Here is a 22,557-nt window from a genome sequence, read left to right as displayed (position 1 = left end):
GAACTGCGGGCCGGTGGGGGCCGGTCGCGCAGTTCCCTGCGCCCCTGAAGGGGCGCCCCCCTCACGGACGTTGGATTGGAACCCCATGGACAACCACCCCAGCAGACGCAGCTTCCTCGCCCTGGCCGCCGCCACCGGAGCCCTCGCCGGGCTTCCCTCCTTCACCGCCTCCGCCGCCCCGCTGCGGTCATCCGAGCCGCTCACCTCCGCCCGCCATCAGCTCTGGTGGCAGGCGCCCGCCGACGACGGCTCGATGATCACGCAGGGTCTGCCCGTCGGCAACGGCCGGCTCGGTGCCCTCGCGAGCAACGACTCCGGTCGTGAACTCCTCCTTCTCACCGACGCCACCCTGTGGACCGGCGGTCTCAACGACACCCTCGACTCCGACGGCCAGCTCCCCTACGGCCGGGCCGACTTCGGTTCGCTCACCCTGCTGGCCCGGCTCGTCGTCGAGATACCCGACCACGAACTGGGCGCCGTCTCCGACTACCGCCGCACTCTCGACCTCGACAACGGCGTGGTGACAACGTCCTACGTCCGCTCCGGAGTGACCTACCGGCGGGAGATCTTCGCCAGCCGCCCCGACGACGTGATCGTGGCGCACTTCAGCCAGGACGGCGGCGGGCGCTACACCGGCACCCTCACCTTCGAGGGCACCCACGGCGAGACCGGCGGCACCGCCGAGTCGTTCGCCGGGTCCTTCGCCAACGGGCTGAAGTACGGGGCCGCCGTGAACGCGTCTGGCAGCGGCGGCAGCGTGCGGGTGAGCGGCTCGCACATCACCTTCACCGACTGCCGGGAGCTGACGGTCGTCCTCAGCGGCGGTACGAACTACGCACCGGACGCCGCCGCCGGCTTCCGTGACCCCTCCCTCGACCCGCGGGCGCTCGCCCGCACCAAGGTCAAGACCGCGGCCCGGCACTCGGCGGACTCGCTGCTGCGCACCCACGCCGCCGACCACCGTGCGCTGTTCGGGCAGTTCGACCTCTCGCTCGGCACCTCGACGGCCGACCAGCGCGAGCTGGACACCTGGGCGCGCATCCAGGCCCGCGCCGACACCGGCGACCCGGACCCGGAACTGGAGGCCGCCTACGCCCAGTTCGGCCGCTATCTGATGATCGCCGGGTCGCGTGACAGTCTGCCGATGGGCCTCCAGGGCAACTGGCTGGACGGCAACGACCCGGACTGGATGGGCGACTACCACTCCGACGTCAACATCCAGATGAACTACTGGATGTCCGACAGGCTGGGCCTGTCGCAGTGCTTCGACGCCTTCACCAACTACTGCGTGGACCAGCTCCCGGCCTGGACGGACGTCACCCAGCGGCTGTTCCAGGACTCCCGCAACCGCTACCGCAACTCCAGCGGGAAGGTCGCCGGCTGGACCGTCGCCTACTCCACCAACCCCTATGGCGGACTCGGCTGGTGGTGGCACCCGACGGGCAACGCCTGGCTGTGCAACAGCCTCTGGGAACACTACGAGTTCACGCTCTCCCGCTCCCACCTGGAGAAGATCTACCCGCTGCTCAAGGGCGCCTGCGAGTTCTGGGAGGCGCGGCTGCTCACCACTACCCTGGACGACGGGAAGGAGGTGCTGATCGCGGACAGCGACTGGTCGCCCGAGCACGGGCCGCAGGACGCCAAGGGCAACACCTATTCCCAGGAGCAGGTGTGGATGCTGTTCGGGAACTTCCGGACTGCGGCCGCCGAGCTGAAGAGGGATGCTGGATACGCGGGCACCATCGGCAAGCTCCGCGACCGCCTCTACCTGCCGGTGGTGAGCCCCAAGACCGGCTGGCTGGAGGAGTGGATGTCCCCGGACAACCTCGGCGAGACCACCCACCGCCACCTCTCGCCGCTGATCAACCTCTTCCCCGGCGACCGGATCCGCCCCGACGGCTCCACCCCCGCCGACATCGTCAAGGGCGCCACCGCCCTGCTCACCGCGCGCGGCATGGACAGCTTCGGCTGGGCCAACGCCTGGCGCGCGCTGTGCTGGTCCCGGCTGAAGGACGCCGACAAGGCCTACCAGCTCGTGGTCAGGAACCTCCGCCCCTCCGACAACGGCAGCAACGGCACCTCACCCAACCTCTTCGACATCTACCAGGTCGAGGAAGGCCGGGGCATCTTCCAGATCGAGGCCAACTTCGGTACCCCGGCCGCGATCCTGGAGATGCTGCTGTACTCCCGCCCCGGTCATCTGGAGCTCCTGCCCGCCCTGCCCGCCGCCTGGGCCGCCTCCGGCAAGGTCACCGGGGCGGGGGCGCGCGGCGGCTTCGTTGTCGACCTGAGCTGGCGCGACGGCAAGCCGACCGAGGCCCGGATCCGCAGCGTCGGCGGCCGTACGACGACGGTCGCCTACGGCGGCAAGTCAAGGACGGTCACGCTGAAGCCCGGCGCGTCCGTCACGCTGAGGGATCTCGCGCGGTGACCGGCCGGTTCTCGAGGCTCCTCGGCCTCGCCACCGTCCTACTGGCCACAGTCGCCTGCCAGACCGGGCCCGCCCAGGCGGCACCCGTGTGGGAGCCCCCCGTGCAGACCGCCACCACCCGGCACGACGTCGTCACCTGGGGGGCCAGCGCCGACCAGATGGGCCAGGGCACCGCCGACCGCGGCTACCGGCTGGTCGTACGCACCAGCGCCGCCGGCAGCGATCTGCGGGTGCGGCTGTCCAACGCCTTCGGCGACCGGCCCCTGACCCTGGACAGCGTCTACGCGGGACTCCAGAGCCAGGGCGCCGCCCTCAAGCCGGGCAGCAACAAGCCGCTGACCTTCGACGGCTCCCGCACGGTCACCGTGCCCGCGGGTGCCACCGCGTGGAGCGACCCGCTGCCCGGCAGCCTGCCCGCCGGCAGCAACCTGGTCGTCAGTCTGCACAGCCCGGACGCGGCCGGCCCCGCGACCGGCCACTGGATGGCGATGCAGACCTCCTATGCCACCCAGGGCGACCACACCGCCGAGGTGAGCGCCGCCAACTGGACGGAGACCACCGGCTCCTGGTGGTACCTGGACTCGGTCTCGGTCCGGCCGTCGAACCCGGCCACCGGGGCCGTGGTCGCGCTCGGGGACTCCATCACCGACGGCTGGGCGTCCACCACCGACCTCAACCGCCGCTGGCCGGACTATCTCGCCCGCCGGCTCCAGAAGGCGGGCACCGAGGTCAAGGGCGTGGCCGACGAGGGGATCTCCGGCAACCAGGTCCTCGCCGACGGCGCCGGACAGGCGGCCCTCCACCGGCTGGACCGCGACGTCCTCAGCCAGCCGGGCGTCCGTACCGTCTTCCTCTTCGAGGGGGTCAACGACATCAAGGCCCACACCGGGGTCACCGCGGCCGACCTGATCGCCGGTTACCAGGAGATCGTCCGGCGGGCGCACGCGGCCGGCATGTGCGTGGTCGCCTCCACCGTCGGGCCGTTCGAGGGCTGGTCGGAGTGGGACCCGGCGGGCGAGGCCGTACGGCAGGAGGTCAACCAGTACATCCGCACCAGCGGGGAGTTCGACGGGACCGCCGACTTCGACCGGATCCTGCGCAGCCCCTACGACCAGGCGCGGATGCTGCCGTTCTTCGACAGCGGCGACCACATCCATCCCAACGACAAGGGAATGCAGGCCATGGCCGACTCCGTCGACCTGGCGAGCCTGGACTGCAACCGCTGAACCACCCCCCGTCTGATCACCCCCGGGCCGTCGGCTCGGGGGTGATCAGGCTTTCCCGGCGGGCGATCGCCACCGCCTCCGTACGGCTCGCCGTGCCCAGCTCGGCGAGGATGGTGGAGACATGGAGACTCGCCGCCTTGCCGGTGCTGGAGAGCTCCTCGCCGGTCTGCCGGTCTGCCAGTCGTTGCGACCGGGCGCCGGCAGCCGCGGCACCTCCTGCTCACGGACGGTCAGCGGGGAGACCCGGGCCGGCTCCACCAACTCGCCGGCAAAGTCCGTCCAGTAGCCCTCGCCCCCGGTGCGCTCAACCCCGCAGAACCTGCGCCCAGTTCTCCGGCACCCGCTCCGCAGGACCCGGCACCGACTGGTCCGAGGGATGGCTCTCCGGTGGTGCCAACTCCGGCCCCGCCTCGAACACTTCCTCCGTCTCGTAGCTCCAGAACCATCCCTCGCCCGGCTCGTAACTACGAATGATCGGATGCCCCGTGTCACGGAAGTGCGCCGTCGCGTGCTTCGCGGGCGAGTCGTCGCAGCACCCGATGTGCCCGCACTGCGTACACCGCCGCAGATGGAACCACCAGCCCCCCGCCTTGTCGCACTCCACACACCCGGCACCGCTCGGCGGAACGTTCGGGTCGATCGCGGTGTCGCCACTCATACCGTCTCCTCAGATGTGTCGGGTGCCTGCGTCTCGGGCGCTTCGGCGGTCAGTGGAAGCAGTACCTGGAACCGGGTGTCCCCGGGCACCGACTCCACGCGCATGGTGCCGTGATGCTTGTTGACGACGATCCGCCACGAGATGTCCAGACCGAGCCCCGTGCCCTGCCCCACGGGCTTCGTCGTGAAGAAGGGGTCGAAGATCCGGTCCTTGATCTCGGGCGCGATCCCGGTTCCGGTGTCCCGGAACTCGACCAGCAGCTGCTCGTGGTCGAGTGCGGTCCGTACGGTCAGCGTGCCCTGTCCGCCGCCGTCGCCGTCCTTCATCGCGCACACCGCGTTGTCGACGAGGTTGGTCCACACCTGGTTGAGCTCGGCGGGGTAGGCGGGGACCGGCGGGAGCGTACGGTCGTACTCCTTGACCACCTGGATGTCCTGCCCGATCTTGGCGGACAGCATCAGCAGGGTGCTGTCGAGGAGTTCGTGCACGTCCACGACCCGGTAGGGCGCCCGGTCCAGCTGGCTGTACTGCTTGGCCGCGTCGACGAGGTTCGAGATCCGGGTGGTGGAGTCGTCGATCTCGTTCATCAACAGCTCGGTCTCGATGGTGTAGTTGAGCCAGCCGACCGCGTTCGGGAAGATCTCCTCGTCCACGGCCGCCTCGACCTGCTCCAGCCAGTCGACGTCGAGCCCGGCCTGCACGAAGGTCGGCGCGAGCTGCCAGCCGTTGTCCATGCCGTGGTCGTCGAGCCAGTCGGAGAGCGCGTCCTCGCGGTCGGTGGCCTCCAGCGGACTCATCGCCGGGGCCTTGGCGACCCGTTCGGCGGTGCGCTCCTGGATCTCGATCAGACCGGCCAACTGCTCCCGCGAGAACGGCCCTTCGGCGATCACCGCGAGCTTGTGCCGCATCTTCGCGATCCGCTCGCGCAGCGTGGACGTGGCCCGGACGGCCGCCGCGGCCGGGTTGTTGAGCTCGTGGGTGAGCCCGGCGGACAACGAGCCGAGCGCCAGCAGCCGTTCGCGCTGCCCGATCGCCGCCTGGGTGCTCTTCGAACCGAAGAACAGGCCCTCCAGCAGGTGCACGGCCATCGGGAACCACTCGCGCATGATGTCCGAGAACGTGTCCGCGGGCAGCACGAAGAACCGCGTCGGCTCGGTCACCCGCATCGAGTTGTTGTAGGCCTGCCGCACCCGGTCCCCGAGGTACGCCTGCATGGCCCCCGCGTACACCCCGGCCTGCGAGGTCCGGGTGACCTCGACGTCGTCCCCGCCGACCTGCCGGGAGAGCACCACGGTGCCCTCGACCATCACGTAGAAGCAGGTGGCCGGCTCACCCTCGGTGTAGACCGGTCCGGGTTCGAACCGCTCCACCCGGCCCGCGGCGCACAGCCGCCCCAGCTGCTCCGGCGCCAGCTTCTCGAACAGGAACAGCGAGCCGATCTCCTGCGGGCTGCAGGGGCACAGCTGCCCGCTCATGACTGCTCCAGATAACGGTGGACGAGCATCACTGCCATGGCTCCTTCTCCGACGGCGGACGCGACACGCTTGGCGGACTCGGCACGCGCGTCGCCCGCCACGAACACTCCGGGCACGCTGGTCTCCAGGTGGTACGGCGGCCGGTCCAGCTCCCAGGCCGTCGGCGGCCGTCCGTCGACCGTCAGATCGGGGCCGGCCAGGATGAACCCGCGGCCGTCGCGCAGCACCGTGTCGCCGAGCCAGTCGGTCAGCGGGGCCGCGCCGATGAACACGAACATCCACTGCGCCTCGACCGACTCGGTCTCGCCGCTCGTCGAGTGACGGAGCGTCAGCCGCTCCAGCCGGTCGGTCCCGTGCGCGGAGTCGACCACCGTGTGGCTGCGTACCGAGATGTTCGGGGCCTCGTTGATCTGCTGGATCAGGTAGTACGACATCGAGGCCGACAGGTCGGCACCGCGCACCAGCAGCGTCACGGACTTGGCGAACCGGGACAGGTACATGGCCGCCTGGCCCGCCGAGTTGGCGCCGCCGACGATGTACACGTCGTGGCCCTGGCAGGAGGTGGCCTCGGTCAGCGCGGAGCCGTAGAACACCCCGCAGCCGGTCAGGTCGAGGCAGCCCGCGGCATCCAGCTGCCGGTACTGCACACCCGTCGCCAGGATCACACTGTGCGCCGCGATCGCCGAGCCGTCCGCGAACCGCACCACCCGCGCGGCCCCGCTGACCTCCAGTGCCGTGACCTCGCGGGCGGTCAGCACCTCCGCGCCGAACTTGGCGGCCTGCCGCCGGGCCCGGTCGGTGAGTTGGGCCCCCGACACCCCGTCGGGGAAGCCGAGGTAGTTCTCGATGCGGGAGCTCTGGCCGGCCTGCCCGCCGGTCGCGGCGCGCTCCACGAGCACGGTCCGCAGACCTTCCGACGCCCCGTACACCGCCGCGCCGAGCCCGGCCGGCCCGCCGCCGATGACCACCAGGTCGTAGAAGTCCGCCGTGGGCGTGGTCGCGAGGCCCACCCGCGCGGCCAGTTCGGGCGCCTCCGGCTCGACCAGGGGCGTACCGTCCGGCGTGATCACCAGCGGCAGCCGCTGCCCGTCGACCCCGGCGGCCGCCAGCAGCCGCTGGCCCTCCGGCTCCTCGACCGAGTACCAGCGGTAGGGCACCTGGTTGCGGGCGAGGAACTCCCGCACGTCCGAGGACCTGGCCGACCAGCGGTGCCCGACGACCTTGGTGGCCGGCACCGGCTTGTACTCGCTGCACCGCCACGAGTCCAGCAGGTCGTCGAGGACCGGGTACAGCTTCTCCTCGGGCGGATCCCAGGGCTTGAGCAGATAGTGGTCCAGATCGACCACGTTGATCGCGTCGATCGCCGCGTTGGTGTCCGCGTACGCGGTCAGCAGCACGCGCCGGGCGCCCGGGTACACGTCCAGGGCCTGTTCCAGGAACTCGATGCCGTTCATCTGCGGCATCCGGTAGTCGGCCAGGATCACCGCCACCAGGTCGCCGCGCAGCTTCAGCTCCCGCAGCGCGTCCAGCGCCGACTCCCCGGACTCCGCGCGCACGATCCGGTACGACGCCCCGTAGCGGCGCCGCAGGTCCCGGGCGACGGCACGGGAGACTCCCGGGTCGTCGTCCACGGTCATGATGACGGTCCGTGCTGCGTCGGCAGCCTGTGCCATACGTCTCCCACCCCGAGCCGTTGGTTCCTCGGTACGGCGGGCCCTCCGGAAGGAGCGCGGCCACCGCACCCGCCCATCGTATGTTCGATCGCCCGCCTGCGCTCTTGTACGCCGGTGCACAGCGGGCACCCGTCCGTGCGGAAGACTGACCGCGTATACGCGGAACCGACGAGGAGGCCGGTGCATGACACGCCCGATCACGGCAGGGATCGACGGTACGGAGGAGAGCCTCGCGGCTCTGGACTGGGCGGCCCGGGAGGCGGTGCGGCGCGGTCTGCCGCTGCGGGTGGTGCACGCGTGGCGGTACGAGGAGCAGGAGGCGTTCGGCGGCGACCGGGAGACCCAGTACGGGTGGGTGTCGAACGGGGTGACCGAGTCGGTGCGTACCGTCACCGGTCGGCATCCGGAGCTCGCGGTGAGCGTCGACGTCGTGGCGGGCGACCCGGTCGAGGTGCTCGTCGAGGCGGCCGCCGGGGCCGAGCTGCTGGCGCTGGGCTCGCGCGGGCACGGGCCGGTCGTCGGGTTCCTGCTCGGCTCCGTCGGGCAGCAGGTGATCGCCGAGGCCGCCCGGCCCGTCGTGCTGGTGCGCGCCGGGGACCGGCCCACGGCCGAGGCCGCCGGGCGGGAGGTCGTCGTGGGTCAGCAGGGCGGGGCGGAGGACAGCGCGGCCGTGCTGGAGTTCGCGTTCGAGACGGCGGCGGCCCGTGGCGCGACGGTCCGGGTGGTCCGGGCCTGGACCCTGCCGCCGGTCTTCGCCTACAGCCCGGGCTCGCTGAAGCTGCTGGACGAGACCGGGGGCCTGGAGCCCTTCGAGAAGAAGGCCCTGTCCGAGGCGGTACGGCCGGTGCGGGAGCGGTTCCCGAACGTGCCGGTCGCCGAGCACGTGGAGATGGGCAGCGCCGGCCAGGTGCTGCTCTCGGTGGCCGGACGGGCCCAGCTGATGGTCGTCGGGCGGCGCGCCCACCGGACGGCGGTCGGCGCCCGCATCGGCTCGGTCGCGCACGGGGTGCTGCACCACGCCGACTGCCCGGTGGCCGTGGTGCCGCACGACTGAGTCACGTGGTGCCGCACGACCGGGTCATTCGGGAGCGACCGGCTCCAGGGTCTCTCGTGCCTTGGGCAGCACGTTCTCGATGTAGTCCTCGACCGCGACCTCCAGGCCGATGTCGTGCTGCGCCTGCTCGGACAGGTACCAACGGTGTTCGAGCAGCTCGTGGTAGATCTCGGCCGGATCCATGGAGCCGCGCAGCTCCAGCGGCACGGCCCGCACGGTGGGGCGGAAGACGTCCCGCACCCACCGGTGGGCCAGCACCTCGGGCCGGGCGGCGAGGGGGTCGCCGGGGGCGTAGTCGTCCTGGGTGGCCATCCAGCTCTCCAGGTCGTTCAGCAGCCGCCGGGCCTGGTTCTCCTCGGCGTCCAGACCGGTCAGCCGGAGCAGCTGGCGCTGGTGGTGCCCGGCGTCGACGACCTTCGGCACGAAGGTGACGCTGTCGCCGTTGGAGGAGTGCTCGATCTGCATCTCGGCCACGTCGAAGCCCAGCTCGTTGAGCCGTCGGATCCGGCGCTCGATGTAGTGGTACTTGCCGGCCGGATACACCGAGGTGCGGGTCAGCTCCTCCCACAGTTCGCCGTACCGGGTGCAGATCTCGAACCCGAACTCGATCGGGTCCAGCGACGGGTGCAGCGCCCCCGACGCCTCCAGGTCGAGCAGCTCGCCGCTGATGTTGACCCGGGCCAGGTCGAGGTCGTACTCCCGCTGCCCGTTGCTCAGCTGCGGATGCAGATCGCCGGTCTCGGCGTCCACCAGGTACGCCGCGTACGCGCCCGCGTCCCGCCGGAACAGCGTGTTCGAGAGCGAGCAGTCGCCCCAGGCGAACCCGGCCAGGTGCAGTCGTACGAGCAGCACGGCCAGGGCGTCCATGAGGCGGTGCATGGTCGCCGGGCGCATGGTCGTCTCGAACATCGAGCGGTACGGCATCGAGCCGCCCAGGTGCCGGGTGACCAGCACCGACTCCAGCGGTTCGCCCGCCGCGTCGGCACGGCCGGTGATCACCGCGAGCGGGTCGACCGCGGGGATGGCGAGCCGGTCCAGGTCGCGCAGCAGCTCGTACTCGCGCAGCGCCGGGCGCTCCGCCAGCTCCTTGACCGCGATGACCTCGCTGCCGGCCCGGGCGTAGCGCACCACGTGCCGGGAGATACCGCGGGGGAGTGGCACGAGGTATTCCTCGGGCCACTCCTCCAGCGGGACGTCCCAGGGGAGTTCGAGCAGGAGAGCGGGGTGCTCCGGGTTGGTGGCGCTGATCTGCAATGCCATGGCCCGACCCTAGAGGGCGCGTTCGCGGGCCTGCTGGGCGGCCGCCTTGACGGATCCCCGGTGCACGGGGCCGTGCCCGGGCAGCAGTACGTCGGCGTCGAGCGCCTCGATGATGCCGAGCGAGTCCACCGCCCGGGAGCGCTCGTGGTGGAACATGTCGGGCAGCAGCTGCGGGCCGCTGACGCGCGCGGTGCGGTGGCCGCTGACCAGGGCGTCGCCGGAGATCACGATCCCGGCCTCGGGCAGGTGGTAGACGGTGTGCCCGTCGGTGTGGCCGGGCGTGTGCACCGGGACGGGCCGGCCCGGCAGGTCGAGCGGGCCGTCGGCGATAGGGAACGCCTCGGGCGTACTGACCGGGTGCTGCTCGGTGCCGCCGACCCGCAGGACGTGCACCAGCCACGGCACCACACCCGGCCGCCAGGCGTTCTTCAGCACCGAGCCCACCGAGACCTGCTGGAGGAACTCCCGCCGGGCGTGCGGTACTTCGGCCTCGTGCAGATAGACGGGGGTGCCGTGGGTGTGGCGCAGATACTCGGCCGAGCCGAGGTGGTCGTTGTGCGCGTGGGTGATCAGGACGGCCGCGACGGCCTCCGGCGAACTGCCCACCTCCGCGAGGGAGTCGAGCAGTCCCGGCCGGTCCCCGGGGTAGCCGGTGTCCACCAGCGTGACGGCGTCACCGTCCTTGAGGATCACCCAGTTGGTGTGCTGCCCGTGCACCAGGTAGATGCCCTCGCCGACTTCGTGTACCTCTGCGTGCATGATCTCTCCGACGTTCCCGCAGCGTGCCGACCGAACCGGAGCACAGCCAATCAGACGGCGCGGGACACCTGTCAACGGGGACCCGGTTCACCGCACCCCGTGCGGCCGGAACTGGACGCTGATGCGCGGACCGGCGGCCCGTGCCGTCTTCGGTACGCAGTGCTCCCAGGTCCGCTGGCAGGAGCCGCCCATCACGATCAGGTCGCCGTGGCCCAGCGGGCGCCGGACCGAGGGGCCGCCGCGCAGCGGGCGCAGCAGCAGGTCCCGGGGCGCGCCCACGGAGAGGATCGCGACCATGGTGTCCTCGCGCGCGCCCCGGCCGATCCGGTCGCCGTGCCAGGCGACGCTGTCCCGGCCGTCCCGGTAGTAACAGAGCCCCGCCGTGGTGAACGGCTCGCGCAGCTCACCGGCGTAGTGCCGGGTGAGTGCCTCGCGGGCCTCGACGAGCACGGGGTGCGGAAGCGGGTCGCCCGCTCCGTAGAAGGCGAGCAGCCGCGGTACGTCCACGACGCTGTCGTACATCGTGCGGCGCTCGGCGTGCCAGGGGACGTCCGCCGCCAGCTGTTCGAACAGGGCGTCGGCGCCGCTCAGCCAGCCGGGCAGTACGTCGATCCAGGCGCCGGACCCCAACTCGGTCCGGCCGACGCCGGCGAGGGAGCCGAGCCGCAGCTCGTCGGTCTGGTCGAACAGGGAGCCCTGGAGGTGCGTGGCCATGGAGCCAGCGTACTCCTTAATCGAAAATGTGTTCCCATTCGATCATGGCGACGTCGCTCCGAGGTCTTTCGATACGTTCATGTATCGGATACGTTCGTGTATGGAACGGAGGTCGGGACATGGAAGCCGTCGGCGCGACGAAGCGGGTCACCCGGCGCCGGGTGCAGACCCGGGCCCGGCTGCTCGACGCCGCGTTCACGGTGTTCGCGGCCAAGGGTTTCGGGCGCGTCTCCATCGAGGAGGTCTGCGAGGCCGCCGGGTTCAGCCGGGGCGCCTTCTACTCCAACTTCGCCACCCTCGACGAACTGTTCTTCGCCCTCTACCGGGACCGCGCCGACGTCATCGCCCGGCAGGTCGCCGACGCCCTCGCCCTGGACCGACCCGACCTGGACGTACCGGCCTCCGTGGACCGGGTGACCGACGTGCTGCTCCTCGACGTGGACTGGCTGCTGGTGAAGACCGACTTCCTGGTGCACGCCGCCCGGGACCCGGCCGTCGCCGAGGCGCTCCTCGACCACCGTGCCCGGCTGCGGCAGGCCATCGCCGACCGGCTCTTCCGGGCCCGCGGCCACGCCCCGATCCCCGCCGTACTCGGCGGCGTGGACGGCGCCGCCCACGCGGTGGTCGCCGCGTACGACGGCGTGACCACCCAACTGCTCCTCGACAAGGACATCGACCGGGCCCGCGCCTGGCTCAAGCAACTGCTCACCGCGCTGCTGACCGACGGCAGCACCCCATTCGGATAAGAGAGGCAACGGTCGCCATGGACGCGGACGTCATCGTCGTCGGAGCGGGCCTCGCCGGCCTGGTCGCGGCGCACGAACTCACCAGCAAGGGCCGCCGGGTCGCCCTGGTCGACCAGGAGAACGCCGCCAACCTCGGCGGCCAGGCCTTCTGGTCCTTCGGCGGGCTCTTCCTCGTCGACTCGCCCGAGCAGCGCCGCCTCGGCATCAAGGACTCCCTCGACCTGGCCTGGAACGACTGGCAGGGCAGCGCCCAGTTCGACCGCAAGGACGACGAGGACTCCTGGGCGGTGCGCTGGGCGCGGGCCTATGTCGAGTTCGCGGCCGGGGAGAAGCGGCCCTGGCTGCAGAGTCACGGCATCAGCCTGCTGCCGACCGTCGGCTGGGCCGAGCGCGGCGACCTGCGCGCGACCGGGCACGGCAACTCCGTACCCCGCTTCCACATCGCCTGGGGCACCGGAACCGGCGTCGTCGAGCCCTTCGTCCGGTACGCCAAGCAGGCCTCCCGCGACGGACTGCTCACCTTCCACCACCGTCACCAGGTCGACGAACTCGTCATCGAGGACGGCGCGGCACGCGGCGTGCGCGGCACGGTCCTCGCCCCCGACGACTCGCCGCGCGGTGTCGCCTCCAACCGTGACCGCATCGGCGACTTCGAACTCACCGCCCAGGCCGTCGTCGTCACCACCGGAGGCATCGGCGCCAACCACGACATCGTCCGCCGCTACTGGCCCGAGCGCCTCGGCACACCCCCCGCCGAGATGGTCACCGGCGTCCCCGCCTACGTGGACGGCCGCATGCTCGACATCAGCGCGGAAGCGGGCGTACGCCTGGTCAACCGCGACCGCATGTGGCACTACACCGAGGGCATCCAGAACTGGAACTCCGTCTGGCCCGGCCACGGCATCCGCATCCTGCCCGGCCCGTCCTCGATCTGGCTGGACGCCCTCGGCCGTCGGCTGCCCGACCCCTGCCTACCGGGCTACGACACCCTCAGCACCCTCAAGTACCTGCGCACCACCGAGGACATCGCCGGACACGACCACTCCTGGTTCGTCCTCACCAGGAAGATCATCGAGAAGGAGTTCGCGCTCTCCGGCTCCGAGCAGAACCCCGACATCACCGCCAAGGACCGCAAGGCCGTGCTGCGCGACCGGCTGCTCGGCAAGGGCGCCCCGGGCCCGGTGCAGGCATTCGTCGACAAGGGCGCCGACTTCGTGACCGCGACCTCCCTGGAACAGCTCGTCGAGAAGATGAACGGGCTCACCGACAAGGCGCTCCTGGACGCGGCCGAGGTGCGCCGCCAGATCGTCGCCCGCGACCTGCAGATCAACAACTCCTACAGCAAGGACTCCCAGATCCAGGGCATCCACAACGCCCGCCGCTACATCGGCGACCGCCTCGGCCGGGTCGCCGCCCCGCACCGCATCCTCGACCCGGCCGCCGGGCCGCTGATCGGCGTCAAGCTGCACGTCCTCACCCGCAAGACCCTCGGCGGTGTCCAGACCGACCTGGACTCCCGCGCCCTGGGCGCCGACGGGCGGCCGATCGAGGGGCTCTACGCGGCCGGCGAGGTGGCCGGCTTCGGCGGCGGCGGTGTGCACGGCTACAACGCGCTGGAGGGCACGTTCCTCGGCGGCTGCCTCTTCTCGGGCCGGGCGGCGGGACGCGCGGCGGCCAAGCAGACGGCTTAGGCCGAGGTGTCCTGGGGCGGGGACGGGGCCGTGAGGAGCCGCGCCAGCACGGTGGCGTGGCTCTCCTGCGGTGTCTTCGACGCGGTGAGCAGCGTCACCGGGCCCTTGCGGGCCGACTCCCGCAGGCCGTCGAGGAGTTCGGCGGCCTCGGGAGCGGCCAGCTCCGCCTCGTAACGGCCCGCGAACTCGTCGTACGCCCCCTCGGCCGCGTGATACCAACGGCGCAGCTCGTTCGACGGTGTCAGTGCCTTGGGCCACTCGTCCACCCGCGCGTCCGCCTTCGACATGCCGCGCGGCCACAGCCGGTCGACCAGGACGCGCACACCGTCGTCCGGCTCGGGCGGTTCATAGATCCTGCGGACACGCACGCTCACGGTCGGGCACCTCTCGGATCGGTGGCGGTGCGGTGAGCGTATGCGGCGAGGCCGGACCACCGGCCGTCGACGCGGCACAGCTTGACCAGAATGAGGGGGAGAGGCGGACGCCCCCGCGCCTAGTCTGTGGGCCACTGATCATCGGCCACCCCCCGAAGGAGCCCATGTGCAGGGTGCAAGCAGACGTACCGCAGTCCTCCGCCGCGAGGCCGTCCTCGCCACCGTCCCGGTCGCCGTGGCGGCGCTGCTCGCCGCCGCCGGACCGGCCTCGGCGAGCACGATCGGCGCCGCGGGCGCGGGCGACCCCTACTTCCCGCTCAGCGGCAACGGCGGCTACCACGTCGGCCACTACGATCTGACGCTCCGCTACGACACCTCCTCCCACCATCTCGAGGGCAAGGCCGTCCTCACCGCCCGCGCCACCCAGAAGCTCACCCGTTTCGACCTCGACCTCAACGGCCTGAAGGTCACCCGGGTGACGGTCGACGGCCGTACCGCCCGCTTCAGCCGCAGCGGTCAGGAACTCGTCGTCACGCCCGCGCACGCGCTCGCGAAGGGCCGCGAGTTCCGGGTCGCCGTCACCTACAACGGCACCCCCAAGCAGGTCACGGACCCGGACGGTTCGCCGGACGGCTGGATCCGCACCGACGACGGCGCGTTCGTCGCCGGCGAGCCGCAGGGCGCGATGACCTGGTTCCCGGCGAACAGCCACCCCAGGGACAAGGCGTCGTACGACTTCACGATCACGGTCCCCAAGGGACGCACCGCCGTCGCCAACGGCGTCCTCCTCGGGCAGCACACCGCCGGCGGCCGCACCACCTTCCGCTGGCGGCAGAGCGAGCCGATGGCCGCGTACCTGGCCACCGCCACGGTCGGGAAGTTCAAGGTCGAGCAGTACACCACCCGGAACGGCATCAAGGTGTACAACGCCGTGGACCCACGTGAGGCGAGCGGCTCCGCGGCCGTGCTGAAGAAACTGCCGTCCGTCCTGGACTGGGAGAGCAAGCTGTTCGGGCCGTACCCGTTCCGCTCCGCCGGGTCGATCGTCGACCACGCGCCGAGCGTCGGATACGCGCTGGAGACGCAGGGCCGGCCGATCTACGACTCCGCGCCGGATCTGAGCACGCTCGTGCACGAGAACGCCCACCAGTGGTTCGGCGACTCCGTCTCCCTCACCGCCTGGAAGGACATCTGGCTCAACGAGGGCTTCGCCACGTACGCCGAGTGGCTCTACAGCGAACAGCACGGGGGCGACAGCGCGCAGAAGTCCTTCGACGCGCTGTACGCCAAGCCGGCGAGCAACGAGTTGTGGGCGTATCCGCCGGCGGATCCGGGGAGCGGCGCGAACATCTTCGGCACGCCGGTGTACGCGCGGGGTGCGATGGCGTTGCACGAGCTGCGGAAGGCCGTGGGGGATGCGGTGTTCTTCCGGATTCTGCGGGCGTGGGCTTCGGAGCACCGGTACGGGCACGGGACCACCGCGGAGTTTGTGAGGCTCGCGGAAGGGCAGTCGGGGAAGGATCTCGGTTCCTTGTTCCAGACGTGGTTGTACAAGAAGGGCAAGCCGTAGCGGTTCGGATGCCGGCCGGTGGGGGCTTGTCGCGCTCGCGCGGCGGTAGCCGCATATCGACACAGCCCCGCGCCCCTTGCCGGGCGCCGCCGCCAACATGCTGCAGAAGCTGACGAGTTTCTTACATCCGTCGGCCAAGGTCTGTCTCATGATCCATCGCAGAACTGCCGTTGCGTGCCTCTCCGCCTCCCCCCTCCTGCTCTCGGGTTGCGGGGGTGGCGCCCAGGCCGCGCCGAGCCGGTCGGACGACGACCGGCCGGCGCGGACGACGGCTGCCCCCACACCCGAGAGCAGCAGCCCGCAGCCCACCGGCATACCGGGGCTGGGGCCGCGGACCGCGGCCGCGATACCCGAGCGGGCGGAGCAGATCGTCGTCGCCAGAGGGCGGGGCAAGGACTCGCCCGTCTCCACCGTCGTCCTGTACGAGCGCGACGACAGTGTCTGGCAGCCCGGCGCCAGTTGGCCCGCGCACAACGGCAGGGACGGCTGGAGCGAGCACCACGTGGCCGGAGACCTGCGCTCGCCCGTCGGCGTGTACGGGCTCACCGACGCCGGCGGCCTGCTCGCCGACCCGGGGAGCAAGCTGCCGTACCACCAGTCGTACGGCTTCCAATCGCCCGGCACCGGCTTCGAGGGCGAGCCGCTGGAAGGCTCCTTCGACTATGTCGTCGCCATCAACTACAACCGGGAGCCGGGCACTTCGCCCCTGGACTGGACCCGCCCCATGGGCGCGCAGCGCGGCGGTGGCATCTGGCTGCATGTCGACCACGGCGGTCCGACACACGCCTGCGTCAGCGTCGCCAAGGCGCATATGAAGGAGTTGCTGCGCACCCTGGACCCCGCCCGGCATCCGGCCGTCGTCATGGGGTACGCCGACTGGCTCGCCCAGTAGGCCGCCGGAACTCCGTTTAGGATCCGAACCTGTGTGCGCACATGTGCTGGTCGCCGAGGACGACGAGATGCAGGCCGAGCTGATCCGGCGGTCCCTGCTGGCCGAGGGCCATACCGCGACCGTGGTCCACGACGGGGCCGCCGCGCTGGACGCGGCCCGGCGGCTCGGGCCCGACCTGGTCGTCCTCGACCTGATGCTCCCGGTGATCGACGGCTTCGGCGTGTGCCGGGTGCTGCGCGGCGGCGACCCGGAGATCCCGGTGCTGATGCTCACGGCCCGGTCCGAGGAGGACGACGTGCTGCTCGGCCTGGAGCTGGGCGCCGACGACTACATGACCAAGCCGTACAGTCCACGGGAGCTGATGGCCCGGATCCGGACGATTCTGCGGCGCAGCGGGCGGGCGGCCGCGGTGCGGGAGGAGCCTGCCGTGATCGCCGCCGGGATCAGTGTGGATCCGGTGCGTCACGAGGTGCGCTGTGACGGCGTGCCGGTGGAGGTGACCCCGGCCGAGTTCCAGATCCTGCTCGCCATGGCCGGGGAGCCCGACCGGGTGTTCACCCGGCGGCAGCTGCTCCAGTGCACCCGCGGCTTCGACCGGGCCTCCACCGAACGGGCCGTCGACGTCCATGTGATGAACCTGCGCCGGAAGATCGAGGCCGATCCCCGGCGGCCGGTGCGGCTGCTGACCGTGTTCGGCGTCGGCTACAAGCTCAGCGGCGGCCGTCCGTGAGGGCCCGGATACCGTGGCGCAAACGGCTGCTCGTCCGGCTGCTGTTCGCCTCGGTGCTGATCGCCGCGTGCTCGGTGGCCGCCACCGCCTGGCTCGCGGTGACGACCACCACCAGCGCGCTGGAGGAGGAGCAGGGCCAGGACCTCGCGGCCGACAACAAGATCCTCGCCCAGCTCAGCGGGTACGCGGCGGACCACCCCGACTGGACCGGCGTGCGGCACACGGTGCGCGCGCTGGCCGCGCAGACCGGCCGCAGGATCGCGCTGACCAGCGCCGACCGCACCCTGATCGCCGACTCGGCGGCACCGGGCACCGCACTGCCACCCCGGCCGGCCGCCGCCATCGACCCGCTGCACACCGACACCTACACCGAGTCCGGCGCCCAGCTCAGCGGCATCGACCCGCGGGTGGTCGGCCCGTACCGGCTGACGGCGAAGGAGCGCGGGCAACTGGACATGGTGGCGGAGAAGGAGCGGTACTGCTACAACACCTACGGCATCCCGACCACCGTCGCCCACACCCCGAGCGGGCGGCCCTACCTCGTCGACGACGACGGGACGGACACCGCGGGCTTCCGCGCGGTCGGCTGCGGCGGCGCTCTGGACGACTCCGTCACGATGGTGAAGAAGGGGATCGACGGTGCCACCCGCACCGAGACGAAGGCCCTCGCCACGCTGACGACCCTGGTCCGCCCCTGTCTCCAGGGCAAGGACCTGGACCTTGAGGGGCCGCTGTACCTCACCTACGACCGTACGGGACGCAACCCGGTCACCGGCGGCTTCCTTATCACCGCCAAGAAGGCCGCGCGCGATCAGGCACAGACGGACCAGATCGCGAAGAACTGCATCACCAGCGCCCGCCGCACCCAGCTCGAACCGTATGCCGCCCCGGCCGCCGAACTCTTCCTCGGCCTGGGCGACCAGAGCGTGCCCCGGTTCGACATGTCCCGGGCCAACAAGGCGAAGATCGTCGGCGCGGCCGGACTGGTCCTCGCCTTCACGGTCGCCGTCACCGCCGTGGTCGCCACCCGGCTCGTCCGGCCGCTGCGCGCGCTGACGGTCGCCGTCCGCCAGCCGCCCGAACTGCATGTGCGGGCGCCGGTGCGGACCCGGGACGAGACCGGGCTGCTGGCCGAGGCGTTCAACGACCTCACCGAGCGCCGGGAGCGCCTGGAGGAGCAACGCAAGGCGATGGTCAGCGACATCGCCCACGAACTGCGCAGCCCGCTCACCAACATCCGGGGCTGGCTGGAGGTCACCCGGGACGGCGTGGTCGACCCCGACCCGGCGCTCCTGGCCTCGCTGCACGAGGAGGCGCTGCTCCTTCAGCGGATCATCGACGACCTCCAGGACCTGGCGGCCGCCGACGCCGGCACCCTGCGCATGCACCGCGAACCGGTCCGCGCCGCCGACCTGTTCGACCAGGTCGCCGCCGCCCACCGGGTGGCCGCCGACGCGGCCGGGGTCACGCTGCTGACCGACGTCGACGGCACGGCCTGGCTGCACGCCGACCCGGTGCGGATGCGGCAGGCACTGGGCAACCTGGTCTCCAACGCGATCCGGCACACCCCCGCCGACGGAACGGTGACCCTGGCCGCCCGCCGGGACGGCGACGAGGTCGTGCTCACCGTCGCCGACACGGGCAAGGGCATCGCCCCCGACGATCTGCCGCACGTCTTCGAACGGTTCTGGCGCGCGGAGAAGTCCCGCAGCCGCCGCACCGGGGGCAGTGGGCTCGGTCTGCCGATCGTGCGCCACCTGGTCGCGGCCCATGACGGGACCGTCGAAGCCGCGAGCGAACCGGGCAAGGGGGCCGAGTTCACCCTGCGGCTGCCGGCCGCCGAGGCACCGGCCGACGTCAGCTGAACCGGCGTGCGGCCCGCTGTCGGCGCCGGGCCAGCAGCCGGCGTTCCGCCTCGGTCGTACCGCCCCAGATGCCGACGGGCTGCCCGGTGTCCATCGCCCAGTTCAGGCACGGATCCTGGACCGGACAGCGCTCACAGACGGCCTTCGCACGCCGCGTCTGCTGCAGCGAAGGCCCGGTGGTGCCGATCGGGAAGAAGAGGTCGGGGTCCTCCTCGCGGCACTCGGCGTGGTCTCGCCAGTCGTCCATCGAATTCACCTGCGATCCAAGTCGACTCTGCCGTTCGGTGTGCGTACTCGGCTCCGGGTCACCGGAGCGGGCGCCTCCGAAACGGCCAAATCCCGTGGAATTCACGGGCGGTCACTGCTCGCGCAGGCCCCAGGGCGAGCCGTACTCGGTCAGCAGGTCGAGGAACGGGCGGGCCGGGAACGCCTCCGGGCCGAGGACGCCCGAGCCCGACCACGCGCCGGTGGCCAGGAGTTCGAGGGCGACGACCGGGTTGAGTGCCGTCTGCCACACCACGGCCTGACAACCGTACTCCGCCATGGACCATTCGTTGTCGACCACGTGGTAGAGATACACCTCGCGCGGCTGCCCGTCCTTGACCCCGCGCACCCAGGTGCCCGCGCAGGTCTTGCCGCGCATACGGTCGCCCAGCGTCGCCGGGTCGGGCAGCGACGCGGCGACCACGTCCCGCGGCGAGACCGCGACCGGGCCGTCGGCGCCGGGCACGGTCACCGGGGTGGTCCTGTCCAGCCCGAGCAGCTGCAGCGTCTTGAGCGTCTCGATGAACTCGCGGCCCAGCCCGTACTTGAAGGTGACCCGCCGCGCGTCCACCCAGCGCGGCACGAGCAGCACCTCCTCGTGCTCCACGTTGACGCACTCGACGGGCCCGATGCCCTCAGGGAAGTCGAACACCTCGGGTTCGCTGAAGGGGGCGGTGGTGAACCAGCCGCGCTCCTTCTCGTACACGACGGGCGGGTTGAGGCACTCCTCGATGGTGGTCCAGATGCTGAAGGAGGGCGCGAAGTCGTAACCGTCCACCGTCAGATCCGCGCCGTCGCGGATGCCGATCTCCTCGATCTCGTCGAACAGCTCGTCGGCCGCGTACCGGGCGAACACATCCGAGAGCCCCGGTTCCACGCCCATCCCGACGAGCGCCAGCGCGCCCGCCTTCGCCCACTCCTCGGCCAGCGCGAACTGCTCGTCGCCCAGCTTCACCCCGCACTCCTCGTACGGCCGCTCGGCGTGCGGCCGGGACAGTGACATCGCCATGTCGAGGTAGCCGGCGCCGGCCTTGCGGGCGGCCCGGAACAGCGGCATCACAAAGCGCGGGTCGGTGGCGTTGAGCAGCACATCGCAGCGGTGCCGGGCCAGCAGGCCGGCCACGGCCGCCTCGTCACCGGCGTCGATCCGCTCGGCGAGGAACCGGTCGTCGCCGACGGCGGCCACGGCCGCCTCGGCGCGGGCCGGGTCGTAGTCGGCGACCACCATCGCCTCGAAGAACGGGCGGCGGGCCGCGATCCGGGTGACGGCGGTGCCCACACCACCGGCTCCCACGAGCAGTACACGCATGGCGGAATCTCCTTCTCGAACAGTGTGCGAGGTCGAGTACGGGGCGCCCGGCGGGAATCAAACGCCGGACCCTGTCGTAAGGTCAATGGCGTTGGCATAAGAACCCCATCACCACAAGAACCCCGTCGCAGTAAGAACCCCGTCGCCGTAAGAACCTCAGGGGAGTGCCCGATGCCCAAGCCGGTCGTACCGGAGGGGAAGCGCCGCCGGCGGCGGCCCACCCGTGGCGGCACGGTGCTGTCCGAGCGGCTGATCGTGGCGACCGCCCTGCGTCTGCTGCGCGCACACGGCAGCGCGGGCCTCACCGCCCGCCGCCTGGGCCTGGCCCTCGACTGCGACCCCAGCACGCTGTACCGCTACTTCCGGGGCATGGACGACCTGACCCTGGCGATCGGCGACGCGCTGATCGGCCAGGCGCTGGCCGGCTGGGCACCGACGGGGGAGTGGCGGACCGACCTGCGCGCGATCGGTCTGCGCATCCACGCGGCGTACGTGGCCCATCCGCAGGCGGCCCTGCTGACCGCGAACCGGGTGACGGGCCGGGCGCAGGAGCTGGCCGCGGACGAGGCGATCCTGGACGTCCTGCGCACCGCGGGCTTCCCCCTGCCGGAGACCGTCCGCATCTACCACGCCTTCATCGACCAGACCCTGGCCTTCGCGGCCCTGGACGCGGCGTCTCTCGCCCTGCCGCAGGACTCCCAGCGAGCGGACGAGGCCAAGTGGAACTCGACCTACGCCCGCCTGCCCGCCACCACCCACCCCCGCATCGCGGAAGCGGCCCCACTCTTGGCGAAACGCATGGTGACCAGCGCCTATCCGACGGCACTGGAGATGCTCCTGGCCAGCGCAGGACGGTACCTGGAGCCGCCCCCGAAGGGGCGCGGGGCTGTGTCGACAGGCGGCTCCGCCGCGTGAGCGCGACCAGACCCCATGCGCCCGGACCCGCCCGGACCCGCACGACCCTTGCGCCCCCCTACGGTTGGCGCAACGCACCCTCCGCCGTACTGGCCACCGCCTGGGCCACCGCCCCCAAAGCCGGCGAATCCAGCTTCCACTGCTGCCAGTACAAGGGCACGTCCACCCACGAGTCCCGCCCCCCGAGCCGCACCAGCCGCCCCTCCCGCAACCGTGGCTCCGCCTGCACCTCCGGCACCATCCCCCACCCCAGCCCCGCCGTCACCGAGTCCACGAACCCCTCCGAGGTGGGCACGTAATGCCGTAGCGAGCCGGCCCCGCCCCGCCCCAGCCGCCGTACGAACCCGTCCTGGAAGTCGTCCCGCCGGTCGAACACGATCACCGGTGCCTCGGCCAGCGCATCCGGCAGCGGCCCGGTGAGATGCGCCGCCGCGAACTCCGGCGCGGCCACCGGCAGGTACCGCATCCGACCCAGCGCCCGAACCGAACACCCCGGCACGGCGTCCGCCGACGAGGTCACCGCCGCCATCACCAGCCCCTCCCGCAGCAGCGCGGCCGTGTGGTCCTCGTCCTCCCGGCGCAGTTCGACGAAGACGCGCGGGAGAGCGGTCAGCGCCCGCAGGAACCACGTCGCCAGCGAGTCCGCGTTGACCGCGACCGACACCCGGGTCGGCTCCCCGGCACCGCTCATGCCCAGCTCGCCGCGCGCGTCGCGTTCCAGCCTGGCCAGCTGCCGGGCGAACCGCACCAGCACCTCGCCCGACTCCGTCGGCCGCACCGGCTTGGTGCGCTGGAGCAGGACCCGGCCGGTCCGCTGCTCCAGCGCCTTCACCCGCTGGCTGACCGCCGACGGCGTCACATGCAGGGCCGCGGCCGCCGCGTCGAACGTGCCTTCGTCCACCACCGCCAGCAGCGTCCGCACCTGGTCCAGGGGAAGCTCCACCGTCCACT

At 71.7% G+C, this 22,557-nt stretch carries 21 protein-coding genes; 11 read left to right on the top strand and 10 right to left on the bottom strand.

What is annotated here, in order from left to right; genetic code table 11:
• The first annotated feature begins 85 nt into the window (after nt 1-85).
• From AB0D59_RS40740 to AB0D59_RS40730, 3 genes are all read left to right on the top strand, one after another.
• A complete protein-coding gene (locus AB0D59_RS40740) occupies nt 86-2,431 on the top strand; it encodes a glycoside hydrolase N-terminal domain-containing protein (RefSeq protein ID WP_362576322.1) in 2,346 nt (781 codons plus the stop codon).
• A gap of 86 nt (nt 2,432-2,517) precedes the next feature.
• A complete protein-coding gene (locus AB0D59_RS40735; RefSeq protein ID WP_362576398.1) occupies nt 2,518-3,657 on the top strand; it encodes an SGNH/GDSL hydrolase family protein in 1,140 nt (379 codons plus the stop codon).
• A 121-nt stretch (nt 3,658-3,778) separates the two neighbouring features.
• Nucleotides 3,779-3,943, top strand: a complete 165-nt coding sequence (locus AB0D59_RS40730; RefSeq protein WP_362576321.1) for a hypothetical protein — start codon at nt 3,779-3,781, stop codon at nt 3,941-3,943.
• A gap of 18 nt (nt 3,944-3,961) precedes the next feature.
• Here the strand turns inward: AB0D59_RS40730 and AB0D59_RS40725 are convergent, their stop codons facing one another.
• The 3 genes from AB0D59_RS40725 to AB0D59_RS40715 are packed head-to-tail and all read right to left on the bottom strand — an operon-like array spanning nt 3,962 to nt 7,463.
• Nucleotides 3,962-4,315 (bottom strand): UBP-type zinc finger domain-containing protein, encoded by a 354-nt coding sequence (locus tag AB0D59_RS40725; protein ID WP_362576320.1) that lies wholly within the window; start codon nt 4,313-4,315, stop codon nt 3,962-3,964.
• Nucleotides 4,312-5,790: an ATP-binding protein gene (locus tag AB0D59_RS40720; RefSeq protein WP_362576319.1), complete on the bottom strand. Its 1,479-nt coding sequence runs from the start codon at nt 5,788-5,790 to the stop codon at nt 4,312-4,314. The genes AB0D59_RS40725 and AB0D59_RS40720 overlap by 4 nt, the downstream gene beginning before the upstream one ends.
• Nucleotides 5,787-7,463: an FAD-dependent oxidoreductase gene (locus tag AB0D59_RS40715; RefSeq protein ID WP_362576318.1), complete on the bottom strand. Its 1,677-nt coding sequence runs from the start codon at nt 7,461-7,463 to the stop codon at nt 5,787-5,789. The genes AB0D59_RS40720 and AB0D59_RS40715 overlap by 4 nt, the downstream gene beginning before the upstream one ends.
• 184 nt (nt 7,464-7,647) lie before the next feature.
• Here AB0D59_RS40715 and AB0D59_RS40710 point away from each other — a divergent pair, with 184 nt between their 5' ends.
• Entirely contained in the window at nt 7,648-8,517 is an 870-nt protein-coding gene (locus AB0D59_RS40710) for a universal stress protein (RefSeq protein WP_362576317.1), read from the top strand.
• Nucleotides 8,518-8,541: 24 nt separating this feature from the next.
• Here AB0D59_RS40710 and AB0D59_RS40705 read toward each other — a convergent pair whose 3' ends face one another.
• From AB0D59_RS40705 to AB0D59_RS40695, 3 genes are all read right to left on the bottom strand, one after another.
• On the bottom strand, nt 8,542-9,777 hold the full coding sequence (locus tag AB0D59_RS40705) for a DUF4032 domain-containing protein (protein WP_362576316.1): 1,236 nt from the start codon (nt 9,775-9,777) through the stop codon (nt 8,542-8,544).
• A 9-nt stretch (nt 9,778-9,786) separates the two neighbouring features.
• Complete coding sequence (locus AB0D59_RS40700) at nt 9,787-10,536, bottom strand: MBL fold metallo-hydrolase (protein WP_362576315.1); 750 nt, start codon at nt 10,534-10,536, stop codon at nt 9,787-9,789.
• Between the two features lie 87 nt (nt 10,537-10,623).
• Nucleotides 10,624-11,250, bottom strand: coding sequence for an alpha-ketoglutarate-dependent dioxygenase AlkB (locus AB0D59_RS40695; RefSeq protein WP_362576314.1), 627 nt, complete (start codon nt 11,248-11,250; stop codon nt 10,624-10,626).
• Between the two features lie 119 nt (nt 11,251-11,369).
• On the opposite strand from AB0D59_RS40695, the gene AB0D59_RS40690 reads away from it, so the two are divergent.
• Both AB0D59_RS40690 and AB0D59_RS40685 read left to right on the top strand, forming a co-directional pair.
• A complete protein-coding gene (locus AB0D59_RS40690) occupies nt 11,370-11,996 on the top strand; it encodes a helix-turn-helix domain-containing protein (RefSeq protein WP_362576312.1) in 627 nt (208 codons plus the stop codon).
• Nucleotides 11,997-12,013: 17 nt separating this feature from the next.
• Nucleotides 12,014-13,687 (top strand): FAD-binding dehydrogenase, encoded by a 1,674-nt coding sequence (locus AB0D59_RS40685; RefSeq protein WP_362576310.1) that lies wholly within the window; start codon nt 12,014-12,016, stop codon nt 13,685-13,687.
• On the opposite strand, the gene AB0D59_RS40680 is transcribed toward AB0D59_RS40685, so the two are convergent.
• Complete coding sequence (locus AB0D59_RS40680) at nt 13,684-14,061, bottom strand: DUF488 family protein (protein WP_362576308.1); 378 nt, start codon at nt 14,059-14,061, stop codon at nt 13,684-13,686. The two genes, AB0D59_RS40685 and AB0D59_RS40680, sit on opposite strands and share 4 nt — an antisense overlap.
• 166 nt (nt 14,062-14,227) lie before the next feature.
• Between AB0D59_RS40680 and AB0D59_RS40675 the strand changes: the two genes are divergently transcribed.
• From AB0D59_RS40675 to AB0D59_RS40660, 4 genes are all read left to right on the top strand, one after another.
• Nucleotides 14,228-15,631 carry a M1 family metallopeptidase gene (locus AB0D59_RS40675; protein ID WP_362576306.1) on the top strand — a complete coding sequence of 468 codons (1,404 nt, stop codon included), beginning with the start codon at nt 14,228-14,230 and terminating at the stop codon, nt 15,629-15,631.
• A gap of 148 nt (nt 15,632-15,779) precedes the next feature.
• Nucleotides 15,780-16,523 (top strand): L,D-transpeptidase family protein, encoded by a 744-nt coding sequence (locus AB0D59_RS40670; RefSeq protein WP_362576304.1) that lies wholly within the window; start codon nt 15,780-15,782, stop codon nt 16,521-16,523.
• Between the two features lie 31 nt (nt 16,524-16,554).
• A complete protein-coding gene (locus AB0D59_RS40665; protein WP_362576302.1) occupies nt 16,555-17,253 on the top strand; it encodes a response regulator transcription factor in 699 nt (232 codons plus the stop codon).
• Nucleotides 17,250-19,118, top strand: a complete 1,869-nt coding sequence (locus tag AB0D59_RS40660; RefSeq protein ID WP_362576301.1) for a HAMP domain-containing sensor histidine kinase — start codon at nt 17,250-17,252, stop codon at nt 19,116-19,118. The genes AB0D59_RS40665 and AB0D59_RS40660 overlap by 4 nt, the downstream gene beginning before the upstream one ends.
• Here AB0D59_RS40660 and AB0D59_RS40655 read toward each other — a convergent pair.
• Both AB0D59_RS40655 and AB0D59_RS40650 read right to left on the bottom strand, forming a co-directional pair.
• A complete protein-coding gene (locus AB0D59_RS40655; RefSeq protein ID WP_362576299.1) occupies nt 19,111-19,365 on the bottom strand; it encodes a WhiB family transcriptional regulator in 255 nt (84 codons plus the stop codon). The two genes, AB0D59_RS40660 and AB0D59_RS40655, sit on opposite strands and share 8 nt — an antisense overlap.
• A 111-nt stretch (nt 19,366-19,476) precedes the next feature.
• Nucleotides 19,477-20,691 carry a saccharopine dehydrogenase C-terminal domain-containing protein gene (locus tag AB0D59_RS40650; RefSeq protein ID WP_362576297.1) on the bottom strand — a complete coding sequence of 405 codons (1,215 nt, stop codon included), beginning with the start codon at nt 20,689-20,691 and terminating at the stop codon, nt 19,477-19,479.
• Nucleotides 20,692-20,862: 171 nt separating this feature from the next.
• On the opposite strand from AB0D59_RS40650, the gene AB0D59_RS40645 reads away from it, so the two are divergent.
• Entirely contained in the window at nt 20,863-21,606 is a 744-nt protein-coding gene (locus AB0D59_RS40645; protein WP_362576295.1) for a TetR/AcrR family transcriptional regulator, read from the top strand.
• 58 nt (nt 21,607-21,664) lie between these two features.
• On the opposite strand, the gene AB0D59_RS40640 is transcribed toward AB0D59_RS40645, so the two are convergent.
• Entirely contained in the window at nt 21,665-22,549 is an 885-nt protein-coding gene (locus AB0D59_RS40640) for a LysR family transcriptional regulator ArgP (RefSeq protein WP_362576293.1), read from the bottom strand.
• Nucleotides 22,550-22,557 lie beyond the last annotated feature (8 nt).

Origin of the sequence: Streptomyces sp. NPDC048417 (assembly GCF_040651615.1) — a bacterium.
In the GTDB taxonomy this organism is placed as follows: domain Bacteria; phylum Actinomycetota; class Actinomycetes; order Streptomycetales; family Streptomycetaceae; genus Streptomyces.
This window is presented reverse-complemented; position numbering and strand designations above follow the sequence as displayed.

What these genes read in the sequence shown, in the direction of transcription:
- AB0D59_RS40670 (WP_362576304.1), top strand. Translation starts at nt 15,780, where the DNA reads ATGATCCATCGCAGAACTGCCGTTGCGTGCCTCTCCGCCTCCCCCCTC.
- AB0D59_RS40710 (WP_362576317.1), top strand. Translation starts at nt 7,648, where the DNA reads ATGACACGCCCGATCACGGCAGGGATCGACGGTACGGAGGAGAGCCTC.
- AB0D59_RS40700 (WP_362576315.1), bottom strand. Translation starts at nt 10,536, where the DNA reads ATGCACGCAGAGGTACACGAAGTCGGCGAGGGCATCTACCTGGTGCAC.
- AB0D59_RS40690 (WP_362576312.1), top strand. Translation starts at nt 11,370, where the DNA reads ATGGAAGCCGTCGGCGCGACGAAGCGGGTCACCCGGCGCCGGGTGCAG.
- AB0D59_RS40645 (WP_362576295.1), top strand. Translation starts at nt 20,863, where the DNA reads ATGCCCAAGCCGGTCGTACCGGAGGGGAAGCGCCGCCGGCGGCGGCCC.
- AB0D59_RS40705 (WP_362576316.1), bottom strand. Translation starts at nt 9,777, where the DNA reads ATGGCATTGCAGATCAGCGCCACCAACCCGGAGCACCCCGCTCTCCTG.
- AB0D59_RS40695 (WP_362576314.1), bottom strand. Translation starts at nt 11,250, where the DNA reads ATGGCCACGCACCTCCAGGGCTCCCTGTTCGACCAGACCGACGAGCTG.
- AB0D59_RS40720 (WP_362576319.1), bottom strand. Translation starts at nt 5,790, where the DNA reads ATGAGCGGGCAGCTGTGCCCCTGCAGCCCGCAGGAGATCGGCTCGCTG.
- AB0D59_RS40650 (WP_362576297.1), bottom strand. Translation starts at nt 20,691, where the DNA reads ATGCGTGTACTGCTCGTGGGAGCCGGTGGTGTGGGCACCGCCGTCACC.
- AB0D59_RS40685 (WP_362576310.1), top strand. Translation starts at nt 12,014, where the DNA reads ATGGACGCGGACGTCATCGTCGTCGGAGCGGGCCTCGCCGGCCTGGTC.
- AB0D59_RS40725 (WP_362576320.1), bottom strand. Translation starts at nt 4,315, where the DNA reads ATGAGTGGCGACACCGCGATCGACCCGAACGTTCCGCCGAGCGGTGCC.
- AB0D59_RS40740 (WP_362576322.1), top strand. Translation starts at nt 86, where the DNA reads ATGGACAACCACCCCAGCAGACGCAGCTTCCTCGCCCTGGCCGCCGCC.
- AB0D59_RS40655 (WP_362576299.1), bottom strand. Translation starts at nt 19,365, where the DNA reads ATGGACGACTGGCGAGACCACGCCGAGTGCCGCGAGGAGGACCCCGAC.
- AB0D59_RS40730 (WP_362576321.1), top strand. Translation starts at nt 3,779, where the DNA reads ATGGAGACTCGCCGCCTTGCCGGTGCTGGAGAGCTCCTCGCCGGTCTG.
- AB0D59_RS40715 (WP_362576318.1), bottom strand. Translation starts at nt 7,463, where the DNA reads ATGGCACAGGCTGCCGACGCAGCACGGACCGTCATCATGACCGTGGAC.